Source organism: Microbacterium altimontanum, assembly GCF_058349865.2.
The window spans coordinates 1-26,381 of sequence record NZ_JBYRJB020000010.1; the positions used below are offsets into that span (position 1 = coordinate 1).

The following is a 26,381-nucleotide window of genomic DNA, read 5'->3' on the forward strand; positions in this document are numbered from 1 at the left end:
TCTCGAGATGATCCACGAATCTGCACCGTGAGGCCCTGGGCCAACAAGACCAACTTCAGAACCCCACCCTCATAGGGCCTGAGCGCAAAGCTCGGGCGGCCCTCACGTCGGGCGATGGAGGTCGGATAAGCCTCAGTCGGCCGTCCACGGATCGTGCAGCACGATCCCCGTGTCTGCGAAGTCGCGCGTGTTGCGGGTGGCCAGGGCATGGTCGCCTGCAATGCAGATTCCGGCGATCATCCCGTCCTCAACGCTGATCGCATGACCGGAGGCCTCTCGTCGAGCGCGAAGCGCAGCATAGGTCCGGGCTGCAGCAGCATCGTAGGGCAGCAGTCTGTCGGCGGCGCCCGTGACGAGCTTGTCGATCGCCTCGACGAGCATGTCCTGACGACGACCTGCCGGCAGACGGGCGGCGCCGTAGGAGAGTTCGCCGACCGAGATCGCGGCGATGGCGAGGTCCTGGGCGTGGGCATCGAGCCAAGCCAGCACGCGAGGATCTGGGTCGCGGCGCAGCGGCTCAGACAACACGTTCGTGTCGGCGACGATCATGCAAGGTCGAACCTTCGGGGAGCGGAGCGCTCAGGTACATCGAACTCTCCTCGCACGGCCACCGTCGATGACAGCCAGCCCGTGATGAAGGCCGTCGGTGCGACTGCGTCGACGAGGATGTCGCGCACCTCGGCTTCCATTGACCTGTTGTGCGCGGCCGCGCGCGACTTGAGCGCCCGTCGCGTCTCTTCGGGCAAATTGCGGACGGTCAGGGTGGCCATGACAGCAATGCTAGCACTCCCGGCAAGTGTCAGGCTGAGCGACTGTACTCGCGGTGGGCGTGTGGGCGACGGGCTTGCGCACCGCCGCGTCGTCGGTCGCAACCGCGGCGCTCTACGGCACCGCGGATCGTGAACGGATGCTGCTGCACGCGATCGTTCCGGCCGTGGCATACGTCGTCTTCGCCGCTGCGCGCGCCTGGGTCGCCGCACGCATGGCTGATCCGCACGTGCTCATCACCGCGATGCAGATGCCCGCGAGTGGCACTCGCGCTGCACTTTCCTGCTATTGCGCCTGTTTTTTCCTGTCGCATCAGCAGGAACGTGCAGCGCTCGGTGAATAACTGGCGCATCTGCAGCAAGCTACAGCTTTCTGCGGGACGGCACCGACCAGTCCGAGCGCGTTCGCGGGCACCTCGCTCACGCACGCGGCGCGTCGAAGGTGAAGAATGCCGGGTCCACGGCGGTCGCGACATCCCAGTCGTCGTCCCAGGTGAAGACCGCGACGGCGCACGTGGGCATCCGGGCGATCTCGCCGTCCGACAGCCGCTCCGCGAGTGCGCTCATGCCCGGGTCGTGGGCGACGATCATCACCGCGTCGGCGCCGGTGCGCGCCGCCCGGGCGAGGATCGTCTCGGCCGGAGCCCCGTACAACTCCTCGTCGAGGCCCACCGCGACCCCCAGTGCGGCCCCGAACGCTTCGGCGGTCGTACGCGCCCGCACCGCCGTGCTCGACACGATCACGTCGGGGCGGAATCCGGCCGCCGCGATTCGCTGGGCCATGATGGGGGCATCGCGCAGCCCGCGGGCGTTGAGCGGCCGATCATGATCGGCCAGGTCGGGATCGCCCCAGTCGGATTTCGCATGACGCACGAGCGCGAGTGTGACCATGCCTCCATCATGCCGCCGCCGTGGGCGCCCCGGCTCAGAGGAGCGTCAACTGTGCGACGGTGTAGATCGCCACGCCCGCGAGTGCTCCGACCACGGTGCCGTTGAGCCGGATGTACTGCAGGTCGCGGCCGACCATGAGCTCGATCTTCTCGGTGGTCTCGGCGGCATCCCAGCGCTCTACGGTGTCGGTGATGATCGACGCGATGTCGTGCCGGTACCGGTCGACGAGGAACACCGCGGCGTCGGTCACCCAGGTGTCCACCCGCCGCTGCAGAGCCGGCTCAGCACACAGGCGCTCGCCGATCTCGGCGATCGCCGCCGCGGCCCGGCGGCGCAGCCCGCTTTCGGGGTCGGCGAGCGCCGCGAGCAGCCCGGACTTCGCCGTGTTCCACGCCTGCACGGCGAGCTCACGCACGCGCGGGCTGTCGAACAGCGCGGCCTTCGCGTCCTCGAACCGCCCGATCATCGCCGGGTCGTGCTGCAGGCGATCCGCGAGCCGGCCGAGGTAGTCGTCGAGCGCGCGACGCGCCGGGTGGTCGGGGTCGCCGCGCACGGCGGCGGCGAACTTCACCGCCTCGTGGTACACGGTGTCGTCGACGAGGCGGTGCGCGATGCGCGGGAGCCACGAGGGAAGACGGCGCGAGACGAGCCCCTCGAACGCGGGACGGTTCGCCTCCAGCCATCCGGCGATGCTGTCGGCGGCGAGGTCGACGGCACCGTGGTGGGCGCCGGCATCCGTCACCCGTGCCAGCCACGCGCCTGCCGGCGGCCCCCACTCGGGCGCGAGGAGGTGCTCCCGCGCGAGCGACTCGATGACCTCCTGCACGTCGGCGTCGGACAGGGCGCGCAGGACGCCCGATGCCATCGCCGCGCCCTCGGCGGTGACCCGCTCGGCATGCGTGCGCTCCGACAGCCAGGCGCCCAGCCGTGCCGCGATCGACGTGCCCTCGAGCTTGGTGCGGACGACCGGCGCGGACAGGAAGTTCGTCTCGACGAACTCGCCGAGAGTGCGTCCGATCTCGTCCTTCCGGGTCGGGATGATCGCGGTGTGAGGAATGGGAAGGCCGAGGGGGTGTCGGAACAGGGCCGTCACGGCGAACCAGTCGGCCAGGGCACCGACCATGCCGCCCTCGGCCGCCGCGCGGACGTAGGAGAGCCACGGCAGGCGCTCCTCCTGTGTGAACGCGACGACGAACACGATCGCGAGGAAGACGAGAGCGCCGAGCGCGATGGCCTTCATCCGGCGCAGCGCGCGCCGCCGCTCCTGGTCGGCGGGGCTGAGCAGAGCCGTGGGAGTGCGCGCCATGGCGGCATCCTCTCACGCGGCACTGGGCGCGTCCGGGTACTCTTGCGGCGTGATCGACGACATCAAGAAGCGCGCCCTCCACCGCACGGCGATCCTGGAGGGGCAGGTGCGGGGCCTCGCGAAGATGATCGAGAACGAGGACTACTGCATGGACATCATCGGGCAGTCGCGGGCGATCCAGAAGGCGCTCGCGTCCCTGGACAAGATGCTGCTGGAGAATCACCTGCGCACGCATGTGACGCACATGTTCGAGCAGGGAGGCGACGACCGCGAACAGGCCGTCGCGGAGCTGCTGAAGGCCTACGACGTCGGCAGCCGATGATCTCCGCCGATCTGGCCCGTTCCCTGCGGGATGCCGGCCTGGTGTGGCACCCGCGCTCCGGCGACCGGTTCCAGCTCGACGAGCCCGAGTTCGAGGCCGACGTGTTCACCGTCAGCGACATGACGATCGAGGCGCGCAGCTTTCCCACCGGCAGCATCCTCGCGTTCAACGGCACCACCGAGTGGGCGCTCGACTCCGTCGCTCTCGAGGACGCCCTCTGGCTGCCGAGCGAGGAGCAGCTGCGCGAGCTGCTGCGCGGCACGTTCCGCGGGCTGCGGCGCCTCCCCGACGCGTACGTCGTGGACGTCGAGATCCAGGCGGAGGCGCTGAGCTTCGAGCATCCGGAGCCCTCGGATGCGTACGCCCTGGCACTGCTCGAGCTGCTGCGGCGCGCCCGCGGCTGACGCCGTCGCGGTGCGGCGCTCGCGGTGACGCGGATCGGGCCGGCGCGCGCTGAACGCGTCCGGCCCGATCCGAGACTCGTCAGGCGGAGTTCTTGCTCGTGCTCTCGCGCTCCTCGAGCCCGACGGCGTCGCGCAGCTCGCGCGCATCCTGCTCATGGTCGTCGGCCATCAGGTCGCTGAGGGCGTCGGCGATCGCGTTGAGCTTGTGCTGCACCGCGTGGTCGGCGCGGGTCTGGCTGTTCTGCAGCAGCGCCACCATCAGGAACGTGACGATCGTCGTGATGGTGTTGATGATGAGCTGCCATGTGTCGATGCTCTTGAGCACGATGATCGACGGCGCCCACAGCACCACGAGGATCACGCAGAAGCAGAAGAACCAGGCGCGGCTCGCGAGCCGCGACGCGCCTTCGGCGAAGCGATCGAAGAATCCGACGCGGTCGGACACGTCGCTCGGCATCACGGGCTTCTTCTCACTCATGTCTTCCTCATTTCCTCATGCGGCGGGCGCCGCGGGGTGGTGCGGCGCACGCCGCGGGTCTCGGTGGCGGGTCTCGGCGGCAGCAGGTCAGGGCTGCTCGGCGACGTGGCGTGCGAGCTCATCGGCGATGTCGTGGAGCGCCGCGGCGCACAGGCGCGCGGTCGACCCATCCTGTCGCTCGACAGCCGCCACGAGCGCGGCGTGGAATCGGTGGTAGCCGGCCGCGATGATGTCCTCGGCCTTCGGCGTGGCGGTCAGCAGCTGCGCGCGACGGTCGGACGGATGCTGGCGCCGCTCGACGAGGCCGGCCTGTTCGAGGCCGTCGGTGACCTTCGTCACCGCGGCGTGCGAGAGGCCCACCATGACGTGGAGGTCCTTGGGGCCGACCGGGCGCCCGTCGCGCGCCGCCTGCAGAAGGTACCGCAGGGCCTGGAACTCGCTGCGCCCCAGGCCCGTCGCGCGGCGGGCGGCCTCGACGGCGTCGCCCTCCACCCGATGGACCCGCAGCAGCGCGCGGACCAGATCGTCGCCGGCGCCGTCCGGGCGCCGGGCGTACAGGTGCGTCGCCTCTCGTTCTACGACGCGGCCGACCATGTCTCGGCCTCTCGACGATCCGCCTCCTGCGGACGGCGGAGCCGGGCCAGGGCGGGGTGCGCCATGAACGATTCGAGGCAGCGCTGCGCGTCGCGCAGCCGGGGGAAGTCGCCGCGATGGCCGCCCCGGGCGTCCGTCGCGCGATACGTGCGGCCGACGCGGTCCACGGATCCTCCGAAGGCGCCGTCGATGTTGCCCACCCAGAAACCCGCGTCGGCTTCGACCCAGGTCATCGCCGCGTCGTTCGCAGCGGCGGTGGTGTGCTGTTCGAGCGTGAGTGACATCGTCTCTCCTTGCATGAGTCCGGCAGGTCGCTGGTCGCAGCGGACGCTGCCGACCAGCGGGTAGCCGACAGCGTGCCACGGATCGAAAAGTTCACAAAGTGAACGACCTGGGTCTTGTCTTCCGCCGAGAACCGTCGTATGGTTCTCCGTTCGCGGGCGGCCGCGGGGGCGTCCCGGGGCGGATGCGTCGCTGCGGCGGGCGGTCAGGAGGTGACCGTCTGCACCGGCTCAGTGTCGGGGATGGGGCTGGCGTCGCGGTGTCGCAGGTCGGGGAAGCCGCGCACGAACAGCACCGACGCGAGCAGGCCGAGGGCGGCGAATCCGGCGGCGGTGAGATAGGCGCCGGACGGGCCCTGGGCGTCGATGAGGAAGCCGGCGACCGCCGATCCCGCGGCGGCGCCGATGAGCTGCCCGGTGCCGACCCAGCCGAACGCCTCGGCGGTGTCGCTGAACTTCACGCTCGCCGTCGTCATCGCGAACATCACGGCGAGGGCCGGCGCGACACCGATGCCGGCGACCAGCAGCGAACCGCCCAGCCACCAGAAGTTGAGGGAGAATGTCGCAACGACGAGCCCGACGGTGACGATCGCCATGCGCCGCGCCATCGCCCAGCGGCCGATGGGGATGCTGCCGGACAGCAGCCCGCCGCCGAGGCTGCCGATCGAGAACACGGCGAGCACGATGCCGGCCTGCAGCCCGCCCTTGCCGAACGTGGCGATCACACCGGTCTCGACCGCCGAGCACGCCCCGATGAGCAGGAACCCGATGACGGTGGCGAGCACCACCGGCGGACGGGTGAGCACCTTGCCGAACCGCCGCCGGCTGCGGGGGATGCGCACGCGGCCGAGCTCGGGCGAGGCGATGAACCAGGAGCCGCCGCCGAGGAGGATCACGACGATGAGCAGCAGCCCGACGACGGTGCCGATCTGCGTCGCGACGAGGGTGATGACCACCGGCGCGATGATCCAGATGATCTCCTGCAGGGATGCGTCGAGGGAGAACAGCGGCGTCAGCTGGCGCGAGTTCACCATCTTCGGGTAGATCGTGCGCACCGCCGACTGGACCGGCGGAGTGGACAGGCCCGATATGAGCCCGAGGGCCATGTAGCCGGGCAGCGGCAGCGCGAGGGTGGCCATCGCGGCGAGCGACGCGGCGCACACGAGCATCGTGAGGGTGAGCACGCGACGCATGCCCCAGATGCCCATCCAGCGGCTCGTGACCGGGCCGGCGACCGCCTGGCCGACGGAGGCGGCGGCGAGCACGAGGCCCGCCGCGCCGTACGAGCCGGTGAGGTGCTCGATGTGCATGAGGACCGCGAGACTCGTCATGCCGGAGGGGAACCGCGCCGTCAGCTGTGCTGCGATGATGCGCCCCACGCCCGGAGTGCGCAGAAGATCCCGGTATCCCGCCACGACGTCCACGTTACGGCCCCGGCGGAGGCTGACGCATCCGGCCCCCGGCGCGACACGCCGCGACACGCCGACGGTGCTTATCCACAGCGGATCGGATGTCGGAGCCCGGACCTAGCGTGCCGGGTGTGGACAGTTCCGATCGGTGCCGTCGTGACCCGCGGGATCTCGCGATTCGCGCGCCTCACGACACGCCGTCGGGCTGTGGATGAAACGGTGGACAACCTGTGTTGTACATGGGGAGAGCAGTGGAAAACTACACGGATGTAACTACTATCCCTTGTGGTGCTTCCTGATGTCGGCACCCATATGTAGTATTGGAGCTCCGGCGGGGGGCCTGCCGGCAGACGGACTGGAAAACGAAGAATCGGATGAGGGGAGAAGTGGTCGAACATGGCGATCACGGTCTACACGAAGCCTTCCTGCGTGCAGTGCAACGCGACCTACCGCGCGCTGGACTCGAAGGGCATCGAATACGAAGTGCACGACCTCACTGAGGACCCGACGGCACTCGAGCAGGTCAAGGCTCTCGGCTACCTGCAGGCGCCCGTCGTGATCACCGACGAGGACCACTGGTCGGGCTTCCGTCCCGACAAGATCGACGAGCTCGCCGCCCGTCTTTCCTGACCGGCGGGATCGCTCGGAACCGAGGCGGATCATGCTGGCGACCGATGCGCCGCTTCTCGTCTACTTCTCCAGCGTTTCGGAGAACACGGCGCGGTTCGTGGAGAAGCTGGGCCTTCGGGCCGAGCGCATCCCGGTGCATTCCGGACCGCGCAGCGCCGAGCCGCCGCTGCACGTGAACGAGCCGTATGTGCTCGTGACCCCCACGTACGGCGGCGGTCAGGGACGCGGTGAAGAGCGGGGAGCAGTCCCCAAGCAGGTCATCCGGTTTCTCAACGACGAGAACAACCGCAAATGGATCCGCGGAGTCATCTCCGCGGGGAACACGAACTTCGGCCCGGCGTACTGCCTGGCCGGCGAGATCATCAGCCGCAAGTGCAACGTGCCGCACCTGTACCGGCTTGAACTGTTCGGCACGCCCGAGGACGTCGCGCGAGTGAGCGACGGATTGGAACGATGGTGGAAGCTGCAGTGACCGACACGACCGACTTCAAGCACGACACGCGCTTCGAGGGCATGGACTATCACGCCCTGAACGCGATGCTGAATCTGTACGGTGCCGACGGCAAGATCCAGTTCGACGCCGACAAGCGCGCGGCGCGGGAGTACTTCCTGCAGCACGTGAACCAGAACACCGTGTTCTTCCACTCCCTCAAGGAGCGGCTCGACTACCTCGTCGAGAAGGAGTACTACGAGGGCGACGTGCTCGCGAAGTACCCGTTCGAGTTCATCCAGGAGCTCAACGACCGGGCGTACGCCGCGAAGTTCCGGTTCGAGACGTTCCTCGGCGCGTTCAAGTACTACACGAGCTACACGCTGAAGACGTTCGACGGCAAGCGGTACCTGGAGCGCTTCGAGGACCGGGTCGTCATGACGGCGCTGGGACTGGCCGACGGCGATCGGGAGCTCGCGAAGGCACTCGTCGACGAGATCATCTCCGGGCGCTTCCAGCCGGCGACGCCGACGTTCCTGAACACGGGCAAGGCGCAGCGCGGCGAGCTCGTGAGCTGCTTCCTGCTGCGGATCGAGGACAACATGGAGTCGATCGCCCGCGGCATCAACTCCGCGCTGCAGCTGAGCAAGCGCGGCGGTGGCGTCGCGCTGCTGCTGAGCAACATCCGCGAGTCGGGTGCGCCGATCAAGCAGATCGAGAACCAGTCGAGCGGCATCATCCCGGTCATGAAGCTGCTCGAAGACAGCTTCAGCTACGCGAACCAGCTGGGCGCGCGTCAGGGGGCGGGTGCGGTGTACCTGAACGCGCACCACCCCGACATCATGCGGTTCCTCGACACCAAGCGCGAGAACGCCGACGAGAAGATCCGCATCAAGACCCTGTCGCTGGGTGTCGTCGTGCCCGACATCACGTTCGAGCTGGCGAAGACCGGCGAGGACATGTACCTGTTCAGCCCGTACGACGTCGAGCGCGTCTACGGTGTGCCGTTCGGCGACATCTCGGTGACCGAGAAGTACCGCGAGATGGTCGACGATGCGCGCATCAAGAAGACGAAGATCAACGCGCGCGAGTTCTTCCAGACCCTCGCCGAGATCCAGTTCGAGTCGGGCTACCCGTACATCATGTTCGAGGACACGGTGAACAAGGCCAACCCGATCAAGGGCCGGATCAACATGTCCAACCTGTGCAGCGAGATCCTGCAGGTGAACACGCCGACCACGTACCACGACGACCTGTCGTACGACCAGATCGGCAAGGACATCTCCTGCAACCTCGGGTCGATGAACATCGCGCTGGCGATGGACGGCGGAGACCTCTCCAAGAGCGTCGAGACGGCGATCCGGGGACTGACAGCGGTGAGCAACCAGAGCCACATCTCGTCGGTGCGCTCGATCGAGGACGGCAACGACCGTTCGCACGCGATCGGCCTGGGGCAGATGAACCTGCACGGGTACCTCGCGCGCGAGCACGTGCACTACGGCTCGGAAGAGGGCCTCGACTTCACGAACATCTACTTCTACACGGTGCTGTTCCACGCGCTGCGCGCGTCGAACAAGCTCGCGATCGAGCGGGGGCAGGCGTTCGACGGCTTCCCCGACTCGACCTACGCGTCGGGGGAGTTCTTCGACAAGTACATCGACCAGGAGTGGGCGCCGGCGACGGCACGGGTGGCCGAGCTGTTCGCCGGGCACCACATCCCGACCCGCGAGGACTGGGTCGCGCTGAAGGCGTCGGTGCAGGAGCACGGGATCTACAACCAGAACCTGCAGGCGGTGCCGCCGACCGGCTCGATCTCGTACATCAACAACTCGACGAGCTCGATCCACCCGATCGTGTCGAAGATCGAGATCCGCAAGGAAGGCAAGCTCGGTCGCGTCTACTACCCGGCGCCGTTCATGACGAACGAGAACCTGGAGTATTACCAGGATGCGTACGAGATCGGCCCCGAGAAGATCATCGACACGTACGCGGCGGCGACCCAGCACGTCGACCAGGGGCTGAGCCTCACGCTGTTCTTCAAGGACACTGCGACGACGCGTAATGTGAACCGCGCGCAGATCTACGCGTGGCGCAAGGGCATCAAGACGCTCTACTACATCCGCGTGCGCCAGATGGCCCTCGAGGGCACCGAGGTAGACGGTTGCGTCAGCTGCATGCTCTGACCGCCGGTCGCTGATGGCGCGCAGCGACCCCCGGTCGTTGAGCGAGCGCAGCGAGACGAAACGACTTCCGCATCCGTGAAAGAGAACTGAAATGACACCCGAACCGCTCAAGCTCCTGGCCAGCGTCCAGGCGATCAACTGGAACCGCATCGAGGACGAGAAGGACCTCGAGGTCTGGCACCGCCTCACGGGGAACTTCTGGCTGCCCGAGAAGGTGCCGCTGTCGAACGACGTGCAGTCGTGGAACACGCTGACGCCCGAGGAGCAGGTGCTGACGATGCGGGTGTTCACCGGGCTCACGCTCCTCGACACGATCCAGGGGACGGTCGGCGCGGTGTCGCTGATCCCGGATGCGCTGACGCCGCACGAGGAGGCGGTGTACACGAACATCGCGTTCATGGAGTCCGTTCACGCGAAGAGCTACTCGTCCATCTTCTCGACGCTGTGCTCGACGAAGGACATCGACGAGGCGTTCCGCTGGTCGAGCGAGAACGAGAACCTGCAGCGCAAGGCACGCATCGTCATGGACTACTACCGTGGCGACGACCCGCTCAAGCGCAAGGTCGCATCGACCCTGCTGGAGTCGTTCCTGTTCTACTCGGGCTTCTACCTGCCGATGTACTGGTCGTCGAAGGCGAAGCTCACGAACACCGCTGACATCATCCGGCTCATCATCCGTGACGAGGCGGTGCACGGGTACTACATCGGCTACAAGTTCCAGAAGGGCCTCGAGCGCGTCGATCAGGCGCGCCGCGACGAGCTGAAGGACTACACGTTCTCGCTGCTCTACGAGCTCTACGACAACGAGGTGCAGTACACGCAGGACCTGTACGACGGAGTCGGCTTGACGGAGGACGTCAAGAAGTTCCTGCACTACAACGCCAACAAGGCGCTGATGAACCTGGGCTACGAGGCGATGTTCCCGGCCACTGTCACCGACGTGAGCCCGGCGATCCTCTCAGCGCTGTCGCCCAACGCTGACGAGAACCACGACTTCTTCAGCGGCTCGGGCTCCTCGTACGTCATGGGCAAGGCCGAGGCCACGGAAGACGACGACTGGGACTTCTAGGAGTTGTGAGCCTCTGCTTCTTCGCGCCGCAGTAGCGGAAGCAGGTGCTCGGCGGCCCATGCGGCGAGCGTCGTCGGCGTGGTGGTCGTGTAGTCCCGGCGATTCTCGGGTGTGTACCCGTCGCGGATTCCCGCGGTCATGCCGACCATCGCCTCAATTCGGGGAGCCGGCATGCCGGCCGCCCGGAGGTGGGCGCGAACGTCGTCGTCGCTGAGCTGAACAGGCCGGATGCGGCGTCCCCGCAGGGCGGAGAGGGTGTCGGCGACGTCGGCGAAGGAGAGATCCGTCGGACCGTGGACGGCCACGACGTGTCTTCCGGTCCAATGCTCGTCGAGGAGGCGCACGGCCGCGACGGCGGCGATGTCCTCGGGTGCGACCCACGGCATCGGGGCGTCGACGTGGAACGCGGTGGGCAGCACGCCTTCCTGAAGCGCGTCGAGGTCGAACAGGAGATTGCTGAAGAAGTAGCCGCAACGCAGGTGAGTCACGTGGATACCTGCCGCATCCAGCGCCTCCTCGGTGGCGGCGAGTCCGTCGATCTCACCGACGCCGTGGCGGCGCTCCGCTCCACGGCTGGATTGAAACACCACCCGGCGGATGCCGTTCTCATGAATGGCGGCGAGCAGCGCCCGCGTCGCCAGCCGGTAGCCCTCGAGTGGATCCGGCCGATCCGTCGGAGGGGCCACCCAGTACAGCGTGTCGACGTCGACCGTCGCGTCCGTCACCGAACGCGCATCGAACTGGTCAACGGGCACCGGATCCACGAACTCGGTCGAGCCTGGCGGGAGCTTCGCGGGATCCCGCAGGAGAGCGCGAGGCCGTGCACCGGCCTGTGCGACAAGCCGCAGAGCGTGACGCCCGACGTGCCCGGTGGGGGTGGTGATGGCGATTGTCATACCTCCACCGTGGCCCTGCCCACCGACATCGCTCGCCTCATGCGCGTCTCGGTCGGGGGCGTGGTTCTCAGAGGTCGACCGTGCCGCTCTCGCCCTCGTGGAATCTGTCCCCGGTGACCTTCGCTTTGACGAAGTTGAACGCCGTGGCGATCTTTCCGGGGCTGTCCCAATATTCGGCGCGTTCGGTGGTGAACTTCAGCAGCCCCACGCTCGGGTCATCTGGGCCCTCGGGGAAGAATGCTTCGACGAAGGGGTTCCACAGTTCATCGACTTTGCGGCGGTCCTCCACGAGTGCGGCGGTCCCGGAGAGCGAGACCCAGGAGTCGTCCGAGCTGAGCGCGACCGTCGCCTCGGAGTCGGCTGCCAGATCGGCCACGGGGGAGGAGTCCTTCGCCACCAGGAACCACAGGTCGCCGTCGAACTCTGCTTCCTGCATGGTGAGCGGACGGGCGACCATCCGGGCGTCCCTGTTGCGGGTGACGAACATCGCCACCCTGAACTCCTTGATGAGCTCGGCGACCTTCTTGCGCTCGTCGGCGGTGTCGTTCATGATCTCTCGTACCTTTCTGCCCGACTCAGTGGGTCGATCAACGGTGCCCTTCTCCGGCGGATGCGCAGAGGGGGTTGAGCGCCGGATGATCGCAAGCTACAGGGATGTGCGCGGCAACCCCTCCGTACCCGACGAGCACCCGTGACTACGATGGATCCATGCCCCAGCGCCCGCCGTTCAGCCCCGTGATCTCGCTGCTGACGGTCGGCAGCGTGTGGGACAGCCGCCTCAATCAGCAGCTCAAGCCGCTCGGACTCACGACGAGAAAGTACGCCCTCTTGGCCCACATCCAGGGCACACCGGGCATCTCGTTCAGCGAACTGGCGCGACGCTCGCAGATCACGGTGCAGACGGCGCACACCGCCGTGCGCACCCTCGTCGACGACGGGCTCGTCGCCGACGCCATGGCTCACGCCGGCTCTGCGTCCAACCTGCGTGTCACCGACAAGGGCGCGGCCGCGCTCGCCGATGCCGACGCGCGCCTCGCACGCATGGACGCCTCGTTCGCCGACGCCGCTCCCGCCCTGACCGCGGCACTGCAAGGGCTGCACGAGGAGCCGTTCTGAGGCATCCTTCAGAGATACTGAAGGGCTTTCAGCTACACTGAAGGCATGTTCCGCACCCCTTCTCGGCTGTTCCGCGTCTTCGCCGTCGCCGAGGCGATCACCTGGACCCTCCTCATCGCCGGTCTCATCCTGCGCGCGACCGCCGGCCTTGCCGCCGCGGTCCTCGTCGCCGGAAGCATCCACGGCTTCGTCTTCCTCTGCTACGGCGCCACGGCCATCCTCGTCGCCAAGAACAATCGCTGGCGGCCGTGGCCGGTGATCGTCGCCGTCGGCTCGGCCATCGTGCCGTACGCCACCATCCCCGCCGAGATCTGGCTGCACCGCACCGGCCGCCTCGCCGGCGTCTGGCGCGTCGAAGCGACGGACGACCCCCGCGACGGCACGTGGCACGACCGGCTGCTGCGCTTCTTCCTCGTACGCCCCGTGCTCCTCGGCGGGCTCGGTATCGTCGCGGTGGCGGCGCTGTTCACGGCTCTGCTCGTGATCGGCCCTCCCGGCGGACGGGCGTGACCGGCGGGCGCAGGACGCCGCGCCAGATGCTCACGAGCATCCACACGAATGTCGCGACCCACGCCGCGAACGCGACCCAGCTCTCGCCGAAACCGATCGCGTGCACGAAAGGCAGGTCGTCCACGTCGCCGAGGAACTGCGACCCGACGCCGTACATGCCGAGCGGGAAGATGATGCTCCACAGCGTCGCCTCGTAGCGGAACGGGATGCGGTGGCGCACGTGACGCCACCACCCGGCCATGATCAGCGGCGGGATGAGCCACGTCCCGAACGCCCAGAAGAACACGGCAGCCCCGGCGATGAGTCCGCGCGTCGCATCCACGGTCGGCGCGTCGGCCATCTGCACGATGCGCGCCCCGGCGACGACGGTGATCGCCGTCGCTCCCATCGCCACCCAGTACGGGGGAGTGAGGTCCTGGGGACGGAACGGCACCGTCAGCATCCGCACCCCGACGAACACGCCCACGGCGCAGTACAGGAACGTCCCCACCGACCAGGAGAACACCGCCAGCAGCGCGAGCGCCGGTCGCCACTCGACGAGTTCGACCTCCAGCGTCGCCGCGAGCACCGCGATCGACTGACTCGCCACCGCCCAGATGAACCAGGTGCCGTTCGCCGTCGTGATCGGCGCAACCCGGCGTTTGCCGAGCACGGCCGTCCACGGCACGGTGTACCCGAACACGATCCATGCGATCGACGCGACGAGCAGCAGGACCACCGCGACGCCGTGATACCCGTCCTCCTGACTCAGCCGACTCCCGAGCACGCACGTCGCCGCGACGAACGTGAAGAACCCGAATGCGCGGCCGGGATCCGCGAAGTCATCGGCCATCTCGGCCGGATGCCGCACGATCCGCACACCGTTGAGCGCGACCAGCAGGACATACGCCACCGCCGCGATCGCCAGCAGCACGGCGGACACGGCGAGCCATCCGTTCGTCCGCATGCCGATCGACACGATGCCGGTCGCCATCACCAGGGCGAAGTAGCCCGGCGTGAGCTGCCCGATGGCGGCGTCGACCCGCTGCGCGAGTGAGGACGGTGCTGACACGGCATCAGGGTATCGCCCGGCGGGAGGCGCGCCGTGGTGCAGGATCGTGAGTATGCGGCTGTCGAGCACCTCCACCCAGCGGACGTACCGCCACCTGCGCCTCGCGATCGTCGGCGCCGCCGTCATGATGCTCGTCGCCCTCCTCGTCGGCACCGCCGCCACGGGGCCGGTCACAAGTCTCAGCGCTCTGTACTACACGCCCGGCCGCACGGTCTTCACCGGCGCGCTGTTCGCCATCGCGCTCGCTCTCGTCGCCCTGTCGGGACACAGTGTGGAACAGGTGCTGCTGGATGTCGCAGCCCCCTTCGCCGTGCTGATCGCGCTCGTACCCACACCGGTCATCGCCGGCGACACGCGCGACGCCGGCGAGCTGTGTCCGCCCGACGTGGAGTGCGTGCCGGCCTCTGAGGCGCTCGCGATGCAGGTGGGCGTCACCGTACTCGTCGTGACGACCCTCGCCGCCGCTGCCGCCGCTGTCGTCCTGGCCGTGACACGACCCCGCGCGCCGAAGGCGCCCATGATCGCGCCCGGCGTGTGGGTTCCGGCCGTGGTCGTCGCTGCGGTCGCCGTCGCGCTCCTCGTCTGGCTGACCGCCTCGCCGGACACGCTCCTGGCCTTCGGGCACTTCATCGCGACCGGGGTCTTCTTCGGCCTCATGGTCGCCGTCGCCATCGTGTCGGCGCGCACGGCCCGTGCGCCGTGGCGCGGCGTGTACGTGGTCGTCGCGGTCGGCATGGTCGGCGCGCTCTGCTACCTCGCGGTCGTGTTCGCGGCCCGTCTCGCCGGCGCCGACCAGCACGGCCAGCCGTGGGTGCTCGTCGGCGAGGTCGGTCTCATCTGCCTCTTCGCCATCTTCTGGCTCGCGCAGACCGCGCAGAAGTGGGATGAGACCGACCCGTCGCTCCTCGCGCCCCTCTGAGAGCCGGACGCGCCGCGCGGTCCGCCGCTGCCGGGCGGGAGGCCCTTGGGGCGTCCCACCGCTACCGGGGCGGAAGCTGCTGCAGGGTCCAGCGGTTTCCGTCGGGGTCGCGGAACGTCACGAACCGCCCCCACGCCTGCTCATCGACCCCGTCGGCCTCGACTCCGACGTCGCGCAGATGCGCGAGCGCCTCATCGGCATCCGGCACCACGACCTGGATCGTGTTCTGCCGGCCCGGCTCGAGATCGATGCCGAGGTTCGTGCCGAACGCGATCGAGCAGGCAGACCCGGGCGGGGTCATCTGCACGAACCGCAGCCCCTCGAACGGGGTCTGATCGTGGTCGGGGTGGAACCCGATCCGCGTGTAGAACTCCTTCGCCGCGTCGACATCGGTCACCGGGACGAAGATCAGCTCGATCCGCCAGTCCATACCTGCTCCTTTGCTCGGGAGCTCCCACGGTAGGGCCGACGTCCGACATCGGGAATACTCAGCGGGCGTACGCGTTAAACTTGATACGACCGCACTCAAGTTGACGTTGATGTGCGGGAAGCACTTCTCAAGGAGCCAGTGAATGTCAGACGACACCCCGTTCGAGGGCGCCGCGGATGGCGCGCGCGCATTCGACGATTTCCTCGCGCGCTACCTCGCCGGTGAGCGTGCGCGTCAGCAGCGGTCCATCGACCTGAGCCGCTTCATGACAGCCCGTACGCAGGAGATCCTGCAGCAGGCGGCGCAGTTCGCCCTCGCCCGCGGGCAGCGCGAGGTCGACACCCTGCACGTCCTGCGCGTGCTGATGGACGTCGATCCGGTGCAGCACGCCGTGCGGCGCGCGGGCGCCGAGCCCACGGCGATCGCGCAGGGCGCGGAGCAGCGGCTGCCCGCGCCGAGCGCGACATCCGCCGATCCCGACGGCGCCGTCGTCACGCCGGCGCTGCAGCGCACCCTGTTCCACGCGTTCCAGGTCGCCCGCTCGTCGGGCTCGACCTACATCGACCCGGAGCACCTGTTCTTCGCGCTCGTGCTCGCGCAGGACTCCCCGGCCGGCCAGGTGCTCGCCCACGCCGGTGTGACCGCCGAGGCGCTGACCCAGCCTGGCGAGACCGTCGCGCCCGGAGGCGCCCCGGCTCCGCAGCAGCAGCCGTCCTCCGGCTCGATGCTCGACAAGTTCGGCACCGACCTCACGGCTCTCGCCGAGGCGGGCGAGCTCGACCCGGTGATCGGCCGTGCCGACGAGATCGAGCAGACCATCGAGATCCTCAGCCGCCGGACGAAGAACAACCCCGTGCTCGTGGGCGAGGCCGGCGTGGGCAAGACCGCGATCGTCGAGGGCCTCGCCCGTGCGATCGTGGCGGACGAGGTGCCCGAGCAGCTGCGCGGCGTGCGCGTCATCGCGCTCGACCTGCCGGCGATGCTCGCCGGCACCCGGTACCGCGGTGACTTCGAAGAGCGCCTCACCGCGACGATGGACGAGATCGCCGCCCGCAAGGGCGACCTCGTCGTCTTCATCGACGAGGTGCACACCGTCGTGGGCGCTGGCGGCAACGGCGAGGGCGGCATGGACGCGGGCAATATCCTCAAGCCCCGTCTCGCACGTGGCGATCTGCACCTGGTGGGGGCCACGACGCTCGACGAGTACCGCCGCATCGAGAAGGATGCGGCCCTCGAGCGCCGCTTCCAGCCCGTCAAGGTCGGCGAGCCGAGCGTCGAGGAAGCCGTCGAGATCCTCCAGGGGCTGAAGAGCGCGTACGAACGGCACCACCGTGTCGCCTACACCGACGACGCGCTGCGCGCCGCCGTCCAGCTCAGCGACCGCTACCTCACCGAGCGCGTGCTGCCGGACAAGGCGATCGACCTCATCGATCAGGCCGGTGCACGGCTGCGCCTTCGGCTCGGTGTTCGCGACGACGCCGCGACGCTGATGCAGCGCCTGGCCGATCTGGAGGCCGCCAAGAACGCGGCGGTGTCGGCCGAGCAGTACGAGGACGCGTCGCGGCTGCGCGACGAGATCACCGCGGTGCAGCGCGGCCTCGACGAGGTCGCCGCAGGCAGCCACCCGGCGGACGCCGAGGCGATCGTCGACGAGCCCGAGATCGCGGCGGTGATCAGCCGCGCCACCGGCATCCCGGTGAGCCGTCTCACCGAGACCGAGCGCGACCGTCTCGCGTCTCTCGAGCAGGAGCTGCACGCCCGCGTCGTCGGGCAGGACGACGCGGTGACCTCCGTCGCGAAGGCGGTGCGCCGCAACCGCACCGGAATGGGCGATGCGCGCCGTCCGATCGGCTCGTTCCTGTTTCTCGGACCGACCGGCGTCGGCAAGACCGAGCTGGCCAAGGCGCTCGCGCAGTCGCTGTTCGACGACTCCAGCGCCGTCATCCGGTTCGATATGAGCGAGTTCGGCGAGCGGCACACCGTCGCACGCCTGGTGGGCGCCCCTCCCGGATACGTCGGCTACGACGAGGCGGGTCAGCTCACCGAGCGCGTGCGCCGCAACCCGTATGCCGTCGTGCTGTTCGACGAGATCGAGAAGGCGCATCCCGACGTGTTCAACCTGCTGCTGCAGGTGCTCGACGACGGCCGTCTCACCGACGGCCAGGGGCGCACCGTCGACTTCCGGAACACGGTGATCGTGATGACCTCGAACCTCGGCAGCGAGTTCCTCGCGTCGCGCGGCGGAGCCATCGGGTTCCTCGCCGACGGCGGAGGCGAGACCGGATTCGGGTCGGAGAAGGATCTGCGTGACCGCGTCTTCGCGAAGCTGCGCGAGGCGATGCGGCCCGAGTTCCTGAACCGCATCGACGAGATCGTGCTGTTCCGTAAGCTCGACCGCGCCCAGCTGGGCGAGATCGTGCGTCTGCTGCTGGGCGCGACGGCTCGTCGCCTGCACGGCCGTGACGTGCGGTTCGAGGTCACCGACGCCGCCGTGGCGTGGCTGGCCGAGCACGGCTACGAGCCCGAATACGGGGCCCGCCCGCTGCGCCGGCTCATCCAGCGCGAGGTCGATGACAGCATCGCCGACCTGTTCGTGTCGGGTGCGCTCGTCGATGGGGGAGCGGTGACGGTGGACGCAGCAGGCGACAGCCTCGTGGTGCGGGCCGCCGAGCAGGCGGCGCACGCGGCCTGACACGAGCCGCAGCCCACGGCGTCGCACGGGAGTGGCACACTCGGGGTATGAGTGAAGCTCCCGTCTCGATCGGAGTGGCCGGCACCCTCGGCCCCGCCGCGATCGCGAGGATCGCGGCGGCGGCCGAGGAGGCCGGTCTTCATGCGCTGTGGGTCAACGACACCCCGGGGGGAGACGCGCTCTCCGCCCTGCGTGCCGCCGCCGACGTGACCGAAAGGCTCGTGCTGGCCACCGGCGTCGTGCCGCTCGACCGCTACACGCCCGACGAGATCGCCGCGGGGGCCGACGGGCTTCCGGCCGGACGGGTGATGCTCGGGATCGGATCGGGCCAGGCCTCGGGACCCGTGCTGGCCGCCGTGCGCAACGCCGTGCACACGCTTCGTGAGCGGACCGCCGCCTCGATCGTCGTCGGCGCGCTCGGTCCCAAGATGCGCACGCTCGCCGTGGCGGAAGCCGACGGGATGTTGCTGAACTGGCTTCCGCCCCAGGTCGCCGCGGATCAGGCCGCCGCCGCACACGAGACCGACGCGGGCGCCCACGTCGCCCTCTACGTGCGGTCGGCGCTGGGCGATGACGGGATGCCGCGACTGCGCGCCGAGACGCATCGCTACGCGGGCTTCCCCAAGTACGCCGCCAATTTCGCGCGGCTCGGCGTCGAGGCCGCCGACACGGTGCTCACTCCGGATGACGCCGTCGGGCGGCTCGCGCAGTACCGCGGCGCCGTCGACGAAGTCGTCCTGCGGGCGATGACGCCCGATGACGAGCCGGCGTCGTATCTGCGGTTCGTCCGGCGAGCGGGCACAATGGCGGCATGACGAGTGTCGGGGCGATGTTCAGCCCGTATCCGAACGCACCCGAGACGTTCCGCACCGCGGTCGCCGCTGCGGCGGAGGTCGGGCTCGACGAGCTGTGGGTGTGGGAGGACTGCTTCCGCACCGGGGCGTTCTCTGCCGCATCCGCCGCCCTCGCGTGGACGCAGCGCCTGCGCATCGGCATCGGGATCGCGCCCATGCCGCTGCGCAACGTCGCAGCCACGGCGATGGAGATCGCGACGATCGAGCGGATGTTCCCGGGCCGCCTTCTGCCGGGCGTCGGCCACGGCGTGCAGTCGTGGATGGGACGGGCGGATGCGCGCGTCGCCTCGCCGCTCACGCTCATGCGCGAGTACGTGCCGGCGCTGCGCGCCCTGCTCGCCGGGGAGGAGGTCACCGTCGACGGTCGCTATGTCCGGCTCGACGGCGTGCGCCTCGACTGGCCGCCGGCCGCGCCGCCGCTCGTGTACGCCGCCGCGGAGGGACCGAAGACGCTGGCCCTGGTCGGAGAGGTGGCCGACGGAGTGGTCTTCGACATGAAGCACACCGTGGCCGAGACCGCGGCGGCCGTGGCGCGCGTGCGGGCGGGAGGCCACGCACGTGACGTCGTGGCCTACGTCATCGCGGCGTTCGGGTCGGATGCGGCGTCCGATGCCGTCGGCCAGATGGGCGACGACGTGCCGGAGGACGCGACCGAGAGGGTGCTGGCGGGATCCGTCGAGGATGTGGCCGACGGTGTGCGCCGGTACGCGGACGCCGGCGCCGACCATGTCGTCCTCATGCCGCCGGATGGCGCCGGCCTGGCCGAGTACTACGCGCAGGCCGCTGAGGTGGGGCGCCTCGTGCGAGCGACGGCGTGATGCGCGTCGCCGCGGTCGCGGGGGCATCGGGTTTCGTCGGCGGAGCCGTCGTGGATGCGCTGCGCGCGGACGGGTACGCCGTGCGCCGCATCGGCCGGAACGGTCCCGACGCCGCTTGGGATGATGACGCGGCCGTGCGCCGCGCGGTCGACGGCGCCGATCTCCTCGTGAACCTCGCCGGGAAGTCGGTCGACTGCCGCTACACGGATCGCAATCGTGACGAGATCCACCGGTCGCGCATCGCGACCACGCGTCAGCTGCGCGAGGCGGTGGCCGCGGCATCCGTTCCCCCTGCGGTGTGGCTGAACGCGAGCACGGCGACCATCTACGGCTACGCTCTGGACCGGCCGCAGACCGAGGACGACGGCGAGCTCGGAGCGGGATTCTCCGTCGATGTCGCGCGCGACTGGGAGAGCGAGCTCTTCGCCGGTGAGCTGCCCGGCACCCGCCGCGCGTCGCTGCGCATGGCGATCGTGCTCGGCGACGGGCCGGCGTCGAACCTGCTGTTCCGTCTCGCCCGGCTCGGGCTCGGCGGACCGCAGTATGACGGATGGTGGTTCCCGCACCGGCGGTATCGGGGGATCGGGCCGCATGCCTCCGGTGACGGGACGGCGCCGTGGCACCGGTCGCGCGGCCGGCAGCGGTTCAGCTGGATCCACATCGACGACGTCGTCGGCGCTGCGCGGTTCATCCGCGACAGCCCGTCGCTGGAAGGACCGGTGAACCTCGCTGCGCCGAGCCCGAGCGACAACCGCACGCTGATGGCGCTGCTGCGGCGCACGGTGGGGATGCCGATCGGCGTTCCCGCGCCACGCGCCGTGCTCGAGCCGGCGATGTGGGCGCTGCGCACGGAGCCGGAACTCGTGCTCAAGAGTCGCTGGGTCGTCCCGCAGCGCCTGATCGAAGCCGGGTACTCGTTCGCCCATCCCGAACTCGGCCCGGCCCTGCGGGACGTCTGGCGCCGGCGCTGATCCCTCCGGCCCCGCCGCGCGGTGTCGGACGGCCGCGGTGTCGGAGCGGGATGGGAGAATCCCGTCATGCTGCTGTCGGAACTCGTGCGGGTCGCGGCCACCGTCGCCGCGACCCGGTCGCGACTGAGCAAGACGGAGGCGCTCGCCGGTGTGCTCGCCCGCCTCGCGCCCGATGAGACGAGGGCCGCCGTGGGCCTTCTCACCGGAACCCCGCGGCAGGGCCGGCTGGGAGTCGGGTGGCGGGGGATCGCCGGGCTGAAGACCGCGCATGCGGACGAGGCGACCCTCACGATCGCCGACGTCGATGCCGCCCTCGACACGCTGGCGTCGGCATCCGGCTCGGGCTCCGACACGGTTCGCAGCGGCGCTCTGCGGCAGCTCGCCGCTCGGGCGACGGACGCGGAGTGGGACTTCCTCGCCCGCGCGATGCTCGGCGAGCTGCGCACTGGCGCCCTCCAGGGAGTGCTCCTCGATGCGATCGCCCGCGCGTCCGCCGCCGAGCCGGGAGCGGTGCGGCGCGCCGCGATGCTCGCCGGAGACCTCGGCGAGACCGCTGTTCTCGCCCTCGGCGGTGGTGACCTGGCCGAGGTGGGCCTGCAGGTGGGGCGCCCGGTGCTGCCCATGCTCGCGTCGTCGGCTGCCACCGTCGCCGAGGCGATCGCGACGGCCGGCCCGTCCGCCGTGGAGTACAAGCTCGACGGCGCGCGGATCCAGGTGCACCGGCACGGCGACGACGTGCGTGTCTACACCCGCAGCCTCGCCGACATCACGGCGCGCGTGCCTGAGATCGTCGCCGCCACGCGCGCGCTTCCCCTGTACGACGCGATCCTCGACGGCGAGACGCTGGCGCTGGACGAGGACGGCGCCCCGCGACCGTTCCAGGACACGATGGCCCGATTCGGCACGGCGGCCGCCGGCGACGATGCGGCGCAGATCGCGCTGCGGCCGTGGTTCTTCGACATCCTGCATCTCGACGGCCGCGATCTCATCGACGAGCCGCTGCACGTGCGGAGGGCGGAGCTCCACCGCGTCGCCGGCGCCTGGCGGATGCCGGGAGTGGTGACGGAGGATCCGGATGCGGCGGAGCGCCTTTCGGCCGAGGCGCTTGCCGCGGGGCACGAGGGAGTCGTCGTGAAGGCGATCGACGCACCGTATGCCGCGGGTCGCCGGGGCAAGTCGTGGATCAAGGTCAAGCCCGTGCTCACGTACGATCTCGTCGTCCTCGCGTGCGAGTGGGGGTCGGGCCGGCGCCGCGGTTGGCTCTCGAATCTGCACCTCGGTGCCCGCGACCCGGAGGGGGAGTTCGGCGAGCCGGGCGGATTCGTCATGGTGGGGAAGACGTTCAAGGGACTCACCGACGAGCTCCTGCGCTGGCAGACGGCGCACTTCCCGTCGATCGAGACCCGGCGTACGGCATCCACCGTCTTCGTCTCACCCGTCACCGTCGTCGAGATCGCGATCGACGGCGTGCAGCGCTCGCCGCGATATCCCGGGGGAGTGGCGCTGCGTTTCGCACGCGTGAAGGGCTACCGCCCCGACAAGCGTCCGGACGAGGCAGACACGATCTCCACGCTCCGCGCGCTGCTGCCGCCGGGGTGAGAGTCGGCGCGCACGCCGCACGGCGCCGCCCTGGCGTCACGCCCCCGCGGGCTTCAGGCGCACCGTCACGATGTTCGTCGACTCGTCGATCTCGGCCACTTCGGGGTGCGCCTTGACGAAATCGGAGAACGAACGGTGCCCGAGCGCCTTCTCGCTGAACGACGGATCCATCCGCTTGAGCAGGTTCTTCACGGCCGACAGGTGCATCCACTCGTCGTCGGTGCGCACGTGCTCGAGCGTGAGCGCCCGCTCGAGCAGTTCGCCCGAGACATCCGGCTCCTTCTTCTTGCGCTTGCGTGTGGGAGCCGCATCCGTCTTCTCATCCTTCTTCGGCGGCTCCGGCACCGCGATCCCGGGGAGGGAGTCGTAGCTGTCGAACTGGTCGCACGCGGCCGCGAGCGACTTCGCCGTGGAGCCGGCGACCCCGACCCCCACCACGACGCGCCCGAGGCGCTTGCAGCGCTGCGCGAGCGGCACATAATCGGAGTCGCCCCCGACGATCACGACGTGGGTGAGGTCGGGGAGACGGAACATGTCCTCGACGGCATCGACCGCGAGCCGGATGTCGGCGCCGTTCTTCGCGTAGGCCGCGGCGGGGAACAGCTGCACGAGGTCGACGGCCCGTGCGACGAGCTGCGCCTGATACTCGGCGTTGACGGGGTTGGACCAGTCGGCGTAGGCCCGGGTGAGCACGAGGGTGCCGAACGACGCGGCGTAGTCGATGATCGCACCCACGTCGATCCTGGCCTCGGTGAGCCGCTGCGCGATCTCGGGCTCGGAGACGTCGGCGATGATGCGCTGGCGGTCGCGGGAGTACGAGTTGCGGCCGTGCACGCGGTCGTACCAGGACATCACGATGTTGTCGAAGTCGAGGTAGACGGCGACGCGGGCATCCTGTGCGGTGGGCATGACCCCACCCTATGCTCGAGTCATGATGTACGTGTTCTCGCTCCTGGTGCTCGCGGCGATGGTGTTCGCCGTCGTCGACATCATCATGCGCGACGACGCGCTGATCAAGCACATGCCCAAGGCCCTGTGGCTCATCCTCGTGATCCTGCTGCCGGCGCTCGGCGCCATCCTGTGGTTCACGATCGGGCGCGAGCGCGGAGAGGACGAGTCGCGGCCGGTGCGGATCCCGCGGCCGCGACCGGCGGCATCCGCCCCGCCCGCCGCACCGATGCGTCCCCGCGACACCCGCACGACGGAACAGCAGCTGGCCGACCTCGAGCGCGAGATCGAGCAGGACCGGCTGCGCGCCGAGCAGCGCCGCCGCGCGGCCGGCGAGGCCGGCTCTCGGGACTAGTCCGCGGAGTAGCCGGGCGAGCTCGACTCGCCCGACTCATCCGCGGAGTAGCGCACGCCGATCTGCGTGCGGATCTCGTCGAGGCAGGCCATGATCCCGACCGACTCGTCGATCGGCAGCTCATCGCTGTCGCGGCGTCCGCCGGCGATGATCTCTTCGGCCGCGAGCGCCTGGAACTGCATTCCGCGCCCCTCCACCTGCGACGAGTACTCCTCGCGCACGGTGCCGTCGGGGGTGGTGAGCCGGAACGACGTGGGGGTGTACCAGACCCGGTCGATCTCGATGCGCCCCTCGGTGCCGGCGATCGCGGCGACGTTCGGTCCGGCGGCGCGCGACGACGAGAGCGTCGTCGACACCGCTCCCGACGCGTGCGTGAAGATCGTGGCGACCTCGGTGTCGGCCCCGGTGTCCGAAAGGCGTCCGCGGGCGGCGATGTCGACGGGCGCGCCGAGGATGTCCCAGGCGAACGAGATGGGGTAGATGCCGAGATCGAGGAGCGCGCCGCCGCCGAGGGCGCGGTCGTTGATCCGGTGGCCCGGGTCGGTCGGCAGCGACTGCGTGTGATCGGCGGAGAGGGCGCGCACCTCGCCGACCGCACCGTCGGCGATGAGTTCCCGGATGCGTCGCATGTGCGGCAGGTACCGGGTCCACATCGCCTCCATCGCCAGCAGGCCGCGTGCGGCGGCCGCATCGCGGACGGCCGCGGCCTCCCGCGCGTTCACGGTGAACGACTTCTCGACCAGGACGTGCTTGCCCTGCTCCAGGCACAGGAGGGCGTCTTCGGCGTGCATCGGATGCGGCGTGGCGACGTAGACGATGTCGACGTCGGGGTCGGCGGCGAGCTGCGCGTACGAGCCGTGCGCGCGGGGGATGTCGAACTGCTCGGCGAACGCAGCTGCGGCGTCGGGTCGACGGGAGCCGACGGCGCGGATGTCGAGTCCGGCCGTGCGCAGGTCGGAGGCGAAGGCGTGGGCGATGCCGCCGGTGGCGAGGATTCCCCAGCGAAGACGCGGCGCAGGTGCAGTCATCCTGTCAGCGTAGCCAGATTCCCGTCGTCGGATTCGCGTCAGATCGCGGAGAGCGCCCGGTCGAGGTCGGCGATGATGTCGGCGGGGTCCTCGAGGCCGATCGACAGGCGCAGCGTGGACCAGGAGATGCCCGCGTCGGCCAGCTGCTGCGCCGACAGGTGGCTGTGCGTCATCGACGCGGGGTGCGTGACGATGCTGCGCGCGTCGCCGATGTTGGCCAGCAGCCGCACGACGCGCAGGCCGGCCACGAACGCCTCGGCGCGGGCGAAGTCGGCCTCGTCGTCGCCTGCGGAGTGCAGGTCGATCGAGAAGACGGAGGGGACCCCGCGGGTCAGGTACGTCGCTGCCGCATCGTGCCACGGGTTGCCGGCGATGCCCGGGTGGTGCACACGGGTCACGGCGGGATGCGCCGCGAGGTGCTCGGCGATGCGCTGGGCGGAGGCGGCGTGCCGCTGCATCCGGATGTCGAGGGTCTCGAGCCCCTGCAACAGCTGGAAGGCGCTCGACGCCGACAGCGTCGGCCCGAGGTCGTGGATGAGCTTCGCCTTGACGAGCGCGATGAACGGGGACGCCCCCGCATAGTGCTCGAGCAGGCTCGCACCGCTCGGGATGCGCCGGCTCGGCGCCGTGAGCGCGGGCCACTTCTCCGGCGCGGCGCCGAAGTCGAACGTGCCGAGGTCGACGACGGCGCCGCCGAGCACGGCGCCGTGCCCGCCGATGAACTTCGTGGCGGAGTGCACGCTGAGGTCTGCCCCGAACTCCTTCGGCCGCTGCAGGTACGGGGTGGCGACGGTGTTGTCGACCACGAGGGGCACCCCCGCATCGTGGGCGGCGTCGGCGACGGCGCGGACGTCGAGCACCTGCGCGATCGGGTTGGCGACGGTCTCGGCGAAGAACAGCCTCGTCTCCGGTCGCACGGCGGCACGCCACGCCGCGATGTCGTCCTGGTCGACGAACGTCGTCGTGATGCCCCAGTCGGGGAGCGTCTCCACGAGGAGATCGACGGTTCCGCCGTACAGCTGCGCCGCCGCGACGACATGCCCGCCCCGGCCGGCGAGCGCGAGGATCGTCAGCGCCACCGCCGCCTGCCCCGACGCCACGACGGCCGCGGCGACACCGTCTTCGAGGGCGGTGAGGCGCTGCTCGAGGACCACCGACGTCGGATTGCCGATGCGCGCGTAGACGTCGCCCTCGACGCGGTGCGCGAAGAGATCCCGGGCGTGGCTCAGCGAGGGGAGCACGAACGCGTTCGACTGGTACACGGGCGGGACCGCCGCGGCCGGAGCCGCCGCCGTCGAATACCCCGCCTGCACCTGCGCGGTGGCGAAGGACACGGGGGGACAGTCGGCGGAGTCGGGCATGCCCTCCATTGTCCCCGCCGCCGGATGCCGCCGCGGGGCCGTGTGTCGAACTGTTGCGAGAGGGTGCAC

31 protein-coding genes are annotated in these 26,381 nt (G+C 69.7%); 16 read left to right on the forward strand and 15 right to left on the reverse strand.

Annotated features, from left to right (window positions below; translation table 11 throughout):
• Positions 1-132 precede the first annotated feature (132 nt).
• Positions 133-549, reverse strand: a complete 417-nt coding sequence (locus AC3RX1_RS15695) for a type II toxin-antitoxin system VapC family toxin (protein ID WP_491502205.1) — start codon at positions 547-549, stop codon at positions 133-135.
• Complete coding sequence (locus AC3RX1_RS15700; RefSeq protein ID WP_491502206.1) at positions 546-770, reverse strand: FitA-like ribbon-helix-helix domain-containing protein; 225 nt, start codon at positions 768-770, stop codon at positions 546-548. Before AC3RX1_RS15700 ends, AC3RX1_RS15695 begins: the two co-directional genes overlap by 4 nt.
• A gap of 53 nt (positions 771-823) precedes the next feature.
• Between AC3RX1_RS15700 and AC3RX1_RS15705 the strand changes: the two genes are divergently transcribed.
• Complete coding sequence (locus AC3RX1_RS15705) at positions 824-1,111, forward strand: hypothetical protein (protein WP_491502207.1); 288 nt, start codon at positions 824-826, stop codon at positions 1,109-1,111.
• 76 nt (positions 1,112-1,187) lie between these two features.
• Here the strand turns inward: AC3RX1_RS15705 and AC3RX1_RS15710 are convergent, their stop codons facing one another.
• Together AC3RX1_RS15710 and AC3RX1_RS15715 are read right to left on the reverse strand one after the other, a co-directional pair.
• The gene (locus tag AC3RX1_RS15710; protein WP_491502208.1) at positions 1,188-1,658 is read right to left on the reverse strand and encodes a SixA phosphatase family protein; all 471 of its coding nucleotides are present in this window, start codon (positions 1,656-1,658) and stop codon (positions 1,188-1,190) included.
• Positions 1,659-1,692: 34 nt separating this feature from the next.
• Positions 1,693-2,964 (reverse strand): DUF445 domain-containing protein, encoded by a 1,272-nt coding sequence (locus AC3RX1_RS15715; protein WP_491502209.1) that lies wholly within the window; start codon positions 2,962-2,964, stop codon positions 1,693-1,695.
• A 49-nt stretch (positions 2,965-3,013) separates the two neighbouring features.
• On the opposite strand from AC3RX1_RS15715, the gene AC3RX1_RS15720 reads away from it, so the two are divergent.
• Positions 3,014-3,286, forward strand: a complete 273-nt coding sequence (locus AC3RX1_RS15720; RefSeq protein ID WP_491502210.1) for a metal-sensitive transcriptional regulator — start codon at positions 3,014-3,016, stop codon at positions 3,284-3,286.
• Positions 3,283-3,690 (forward strand): pilus assembly protein CpaE, encoded by a 408-nt coding sequence (locus AC3RX1_RS15725; RefSeq protein WP_491502211.1) that lies wholly within the window; start codon positions 3,283-3,285, stop codon positions 3,688-3,690. The genes AC3RX1_RS15720 and AC3RX1_RS15725 overlap by 4 nt, the downstream gene beginning before the upstream one ends.
• 79 nt (positions 3,691-3,769) lie before the next feature.
• Here AC3RX1_RS15725 and AC3RX1_RS15730 read toward each other — a convergent pair whose 3' ends face one another.
• The 4 genes from AC3RX1_RS15730 to AC3RX1_RS15745 form a co-directional block, all read right to left on the reverse strand.
• Positions 3,770-4,168 (reverse strand): low affinity iron permease family protein, encoded by a 399-nt coding sequence (locus tag AC3RX1_RS15730; protein WP_491502212.1) that lies wholly within the window; start codon positions 4,166-4,168, stop codon positions 3,770-3,772.
• Between the two features lie 87 nt (positions 4,169-4,255).
• Positions 4,256-4,762 carry a MarR family winged helix-turn-helix transcriptional regulator gene (locus AC3RX1_RS15735; RefSeq protein ID WP_491502213.1) on the reverse strand — a complete coding sequence of 169 codons (507 nt, stop codon included), beginning with the start codon at positions 4,760-4,762 and terminating at the stop codon, positions 4,256-4,258.
• Complete coding sequence (locus AC3RX1_RS15740; RefSeq protein ID WP_491502214.1) at positions 4,744-5,046, reverse strand: hypothetical protein; 303 nt, start codon at positions 5,044-5,046, stop codon at positions 4,744-4,746. The genes AC3RX1_RS15735 and AC3RX1_RS15740 overlap by 19 nt, the downstream gene beginning before the upstream one ends.
• Positions 5,047-5,249: 203 nt before the next feature.
• A complete protein-coding gene (locus AC3RX1_RS15745; RefSeq protein ID WP_491502215.1) occupies positions 5,250-6,458 on the reverse strand; it encodes an MFS transporter in 1,209 nt (402 codons plus the stop codon).
• A gap of 390 nt (positions 6,459-6,848) precedes the next feature.
• Between AC3RX1_RS15745 and nrdH the strand changes: the two genes are divergently transcribed.
• The 4 genes from nrdH to nrdF all read left to right on the forward strand — a co-directional run bounded on the left by nrdH (position 6,849) and on the right by nrdF (position 10,764).
• Complete coding sequence (nrdH, locus tag AC3RX1_RS15750; RefSeq protein ID WP_491502216.1) at positions 6,849-7,082, forward strand: glutaredoxin-like protein NrdH; 234 nt, start codon at positions 6,849-6,851, stop codon at positions 7,080-7,082.
• Between the two features lie 31 nt (positions 7,083-7,113).
• Positions 7,114-7,554: a class Ib ribonucleoside-diphosphate reductase assembly flavoprotein NrdI gene (nrdI, locus tag AC3RX1_RS15755; protein ID WP_491502217.1), complete on the forward strand. Its 441-nt coding sequence runs from the start codon at positions 7,114-7,116 to the stop codon at positions 7,552-7,554.
• Positions 7,536-9,695, forward strand: a complete 2,160-nt coding sequence (gene nrdE / locus AC3RX1_RS15760) for a class 1b ribonucleoside-diphosphate reductase subunit alpha (protein WP_491502218.1) — start codon at positions 7,536-7,538, stop codon at positions 9,693-9,695. The genes nrdI and nrdE overlap by 19 nt, the downstream gene beginning before the upstream one ends.
• Positions 9,696-9,786: 91 nt before the next feature.
• Positions 9,787-10,764 (forward strand): class 1b ribonucleoside-diphosphate reductase subunit beta, encoded by a 978-nt coding sequence (gene nrdF, locus AC3RX1_RS15765; protein ID WP_491502219.1) that lies wholly within the window; start codon positions 9,787-9,789, stop codon positions 10,762-10,764.
• Here the strand turns inward: nrdF and AC3RX1_RS15770 are convergent.
• The gene (locus AC3RX1_RS15770; protein WP_491502220.1) at positions 10,761-11,660 is read right to left on the reverse strand and encodes an NmrA family NAD(P)-binding protein; all 900 of its coding nucleotides are present in this window, start codon (positions 11,658-11,660) and stop codon (positions 10,761-10,763) included. The genes nrdF and AC3RX1_RS15770 overlap by 4 nt on opposite strands.
• Positions 11,661-11,727: 67 nt before the next feature.
• Complete coding sequence (locus tag AC3RX1_RS15775) at positions 11,728-12,210, reverse strand: pyridoxamine 5'-phosphate oxidase family protein (protein ID WP_491502221.1); 483 nt, start codon at positions 12,208-12,210, stop codon at positions 11,728-11,730.
• 158 nt (positions 12,211-12,368) lie between these two features.
• On the opposite strand from AC3RX1_RS15775, the gene AC3RX1_RS15780 reads away from it, so the two are divergent.
• Complete coding sequence (locus AC3RX1_RS15780; protein ID WP_491502222.1) at positions 12,369-12,776, forward strand: MarR family winged helix-turn-helix transcriptional regulator; 408 nt, start codon at positions 12,369-12,371, stop codon at positions 12,774-12,776.
• Positions 12,777-12,821: 45 nt separating this feature from the next.
• On the forward strand, positions 12,822-13,286 hold the full coding sequence (locus AC3RX1_RS15785; protein ID WP_491502223.1) for a DUF3817 domain-containing protein: 465 nt from the start codon (positions 12,822-12,824) through the stop codon (positions 13,284-13,286).
• Here AC3RX1_RS15785 and AC3RX1_RS15790 read toward each other — a convergent pair.
• Positions 13,243-14,337: a tellurite resistance/C4-dicarboxylate transporter family protein gene (locus AC3RX1_RS15790; RefSeq protein WP_491502224.1), complete on the reverse strand. Its 1,095-nt coding sequence runs from the start codon at positions 14,335-14,337 to the stop codon at positions 13,243-13,245. The genes AC3RX1_RS15785 and AC3RX1_RS15790 overlap by 44 nt on opposite strands.
• A 52-nt stretch (positions 14,338-14,389) precedes the next feature.
• Between AC3RX1_RS15790 and AC3RX1_RS15795 the strand changes: the two genes are divergently transcribed.
• Positions 14,390-15,256, forward strand: coding sequence for a hypothetical protein (locus tag AC3RX1_RS15795; RefSeq protein ID WP_491502225.1), 867 nt, complete (start codon positions 14,390-14,392; stop codon positions 15,254-15,256).
• 61 nt (positions 15,257-15,317) lie between these two features.
• On the opposite strand, the gene AC3RX1_RS15800 is transcribed toward AC3RX1_RS15795, so the two are convergent.
• Positions 15,318-15,686: a VOC family protein gene (locus AC3RX1_RS15800; protein WP_491502226.1), complete on the reverse strand. Its 369-nt coding sequence runs from the start codon at positions 15,684-15,686 to the stop codon at positions 15,318-15,320.
• 142 nt (positions 15,687-15,828) lie between these two features.
• Here AC3RX1_RS15800 and AC3RX1_RS15805 point away from each other — a divergent pair, with 142 nt between their 5' ends.
• The 5 genes from AC3RX1_RS15805 (at position 15,829) to AC3RX1_RS15825 (ending at position 22,620) form a co-directional block, all read left to right on the forward strand.
• Positions 15,829-18,378 (forward strand): ATP-dependent Clp protease ATP-binding subunit, encoded by a 2,550-nt coding sequence (locus AC3RX1_RS15805; RefSeq protein WP_491502227.1) that lies wholly within the window; start codon positions 15,829-15,831, stop codon positions 18,376-18,378.
• A gap of 47 nt (positions 18,379-18,425) precedes the next feature.
• Positions 18,426-19,193 (forward strand): LLM class flavin-dependent oxidoreductase, encoded by a 768-nt coding sequence (locus AC3RX1_RS15810; protein ID WP_491502228.1) that lies wholly within the window; start codon positions 18,426-18,428, stop codon positions 19,191-19,193.
• The gene (locus tag AC3RX1_RS15815) at positions 19,190-20,050 is read left to right on the forward strand and encodes an LLM class flavin-dependent oxidoreductase (RefSeq protein ID WP_491502229.1); all 861 of its coding nucleotides are present in this window, start codon (positions 19,190-19,192) and stop codon (positions 20,048-20,050) included. Before AC3RX1_RS15810 ends, AC3RX1_RS15815 begins: the two co-directional genes overlap by 4 nt.
• Positions 20,050-21,021 (forward strand): epimerase, encoded by a 972-nt coding sequence (locus AC3RX1_RS15820; protein ID WP_491502230.1) that lies wholly within the window; start codon positions 20,050-20,052, stop codon positions 21,019-21,021. The genes AC3RX1_RS15815 and AC3RX1_RS15820 overlap by 1 nt, the downstream gene beginning before the upstream one ends.
• A gap of 66 nt (positions 21,022-21,087) precedes the next feature.
• Positions 21,088-22,620, forward strand: coding sequence for an ATP-dependent DNA ligase (locus AC3RX1_RS15825; protein WP_491502231.1), 1,533 nt, complete (start codon positions 21,088-21,090; stop codon positions 22,618-22,620).
• Between the two features lie 36 nt (positions 22,621-22,656).
• On the opposite strand, the gene AC3RX1_RS15830 is transcribed toward AC3RX1_RS15825, so the two are convergent.
• Entirely contained in the window at positions 22,657-23,529 is an 873-nt protein-coding gene (locus tag AC3RX1_RS15830) for an NYN domain-containing protein (RefSeq protein WP_491502232.1), read from the reverse strand.
• 22 nt (positions 23,530-23,551) lie between these two features.
• On the opposite strand from AC3RX1_RS15830, the gene AC3RX1_RS15835 reads away from it, so the two are divergent.
• Entirely contained in the window at positions 23,552-23,923 is a 372-nt protein-coding gene (locus AC3RX1_RS15835; protein WP_491502233.1) for a PLD nuclease N-terminal domain-containing protein, read from the forward strand.
• Here the strand turns inward: AC3RX1_RS15835 and AC3RX1_RS15840 are convergent.
• Positions 23,920-24,951 (reverse strand): Gfo/Idh/MocA family protein, encoded by a 1,032-nt coding sequence (locus AC3RX1_RS15840; protein WP_491502234.1) that lies wholly within the window; start codon positions 24,949-24,951, stop codon positions 23,920-23,922. The two genes, AC3RX1_RS15835 and AC3RX1_RS15840, sit on opposite strands and share 4 nt — an antisense overlap.
• Positions 24,952-24,989: 38 nt before the next feature.
• The gene (locus AC3RX1_RS15845) at positions 24,990-26,312 is read right to left on the reverse strand and encodes an O-acetylhomoserine aminocarboxypropyltransferase/cysteine synthase family protein (RefSeq protein WP_491502235.1); all 1,323 of its coding nucleotides are present in this window, start codon (positions 26,310-26,312) and stop codon (positions 24,990-24,992) included.
• Positions 26,313-26,381: the final 69 nt, after the last annotated feature.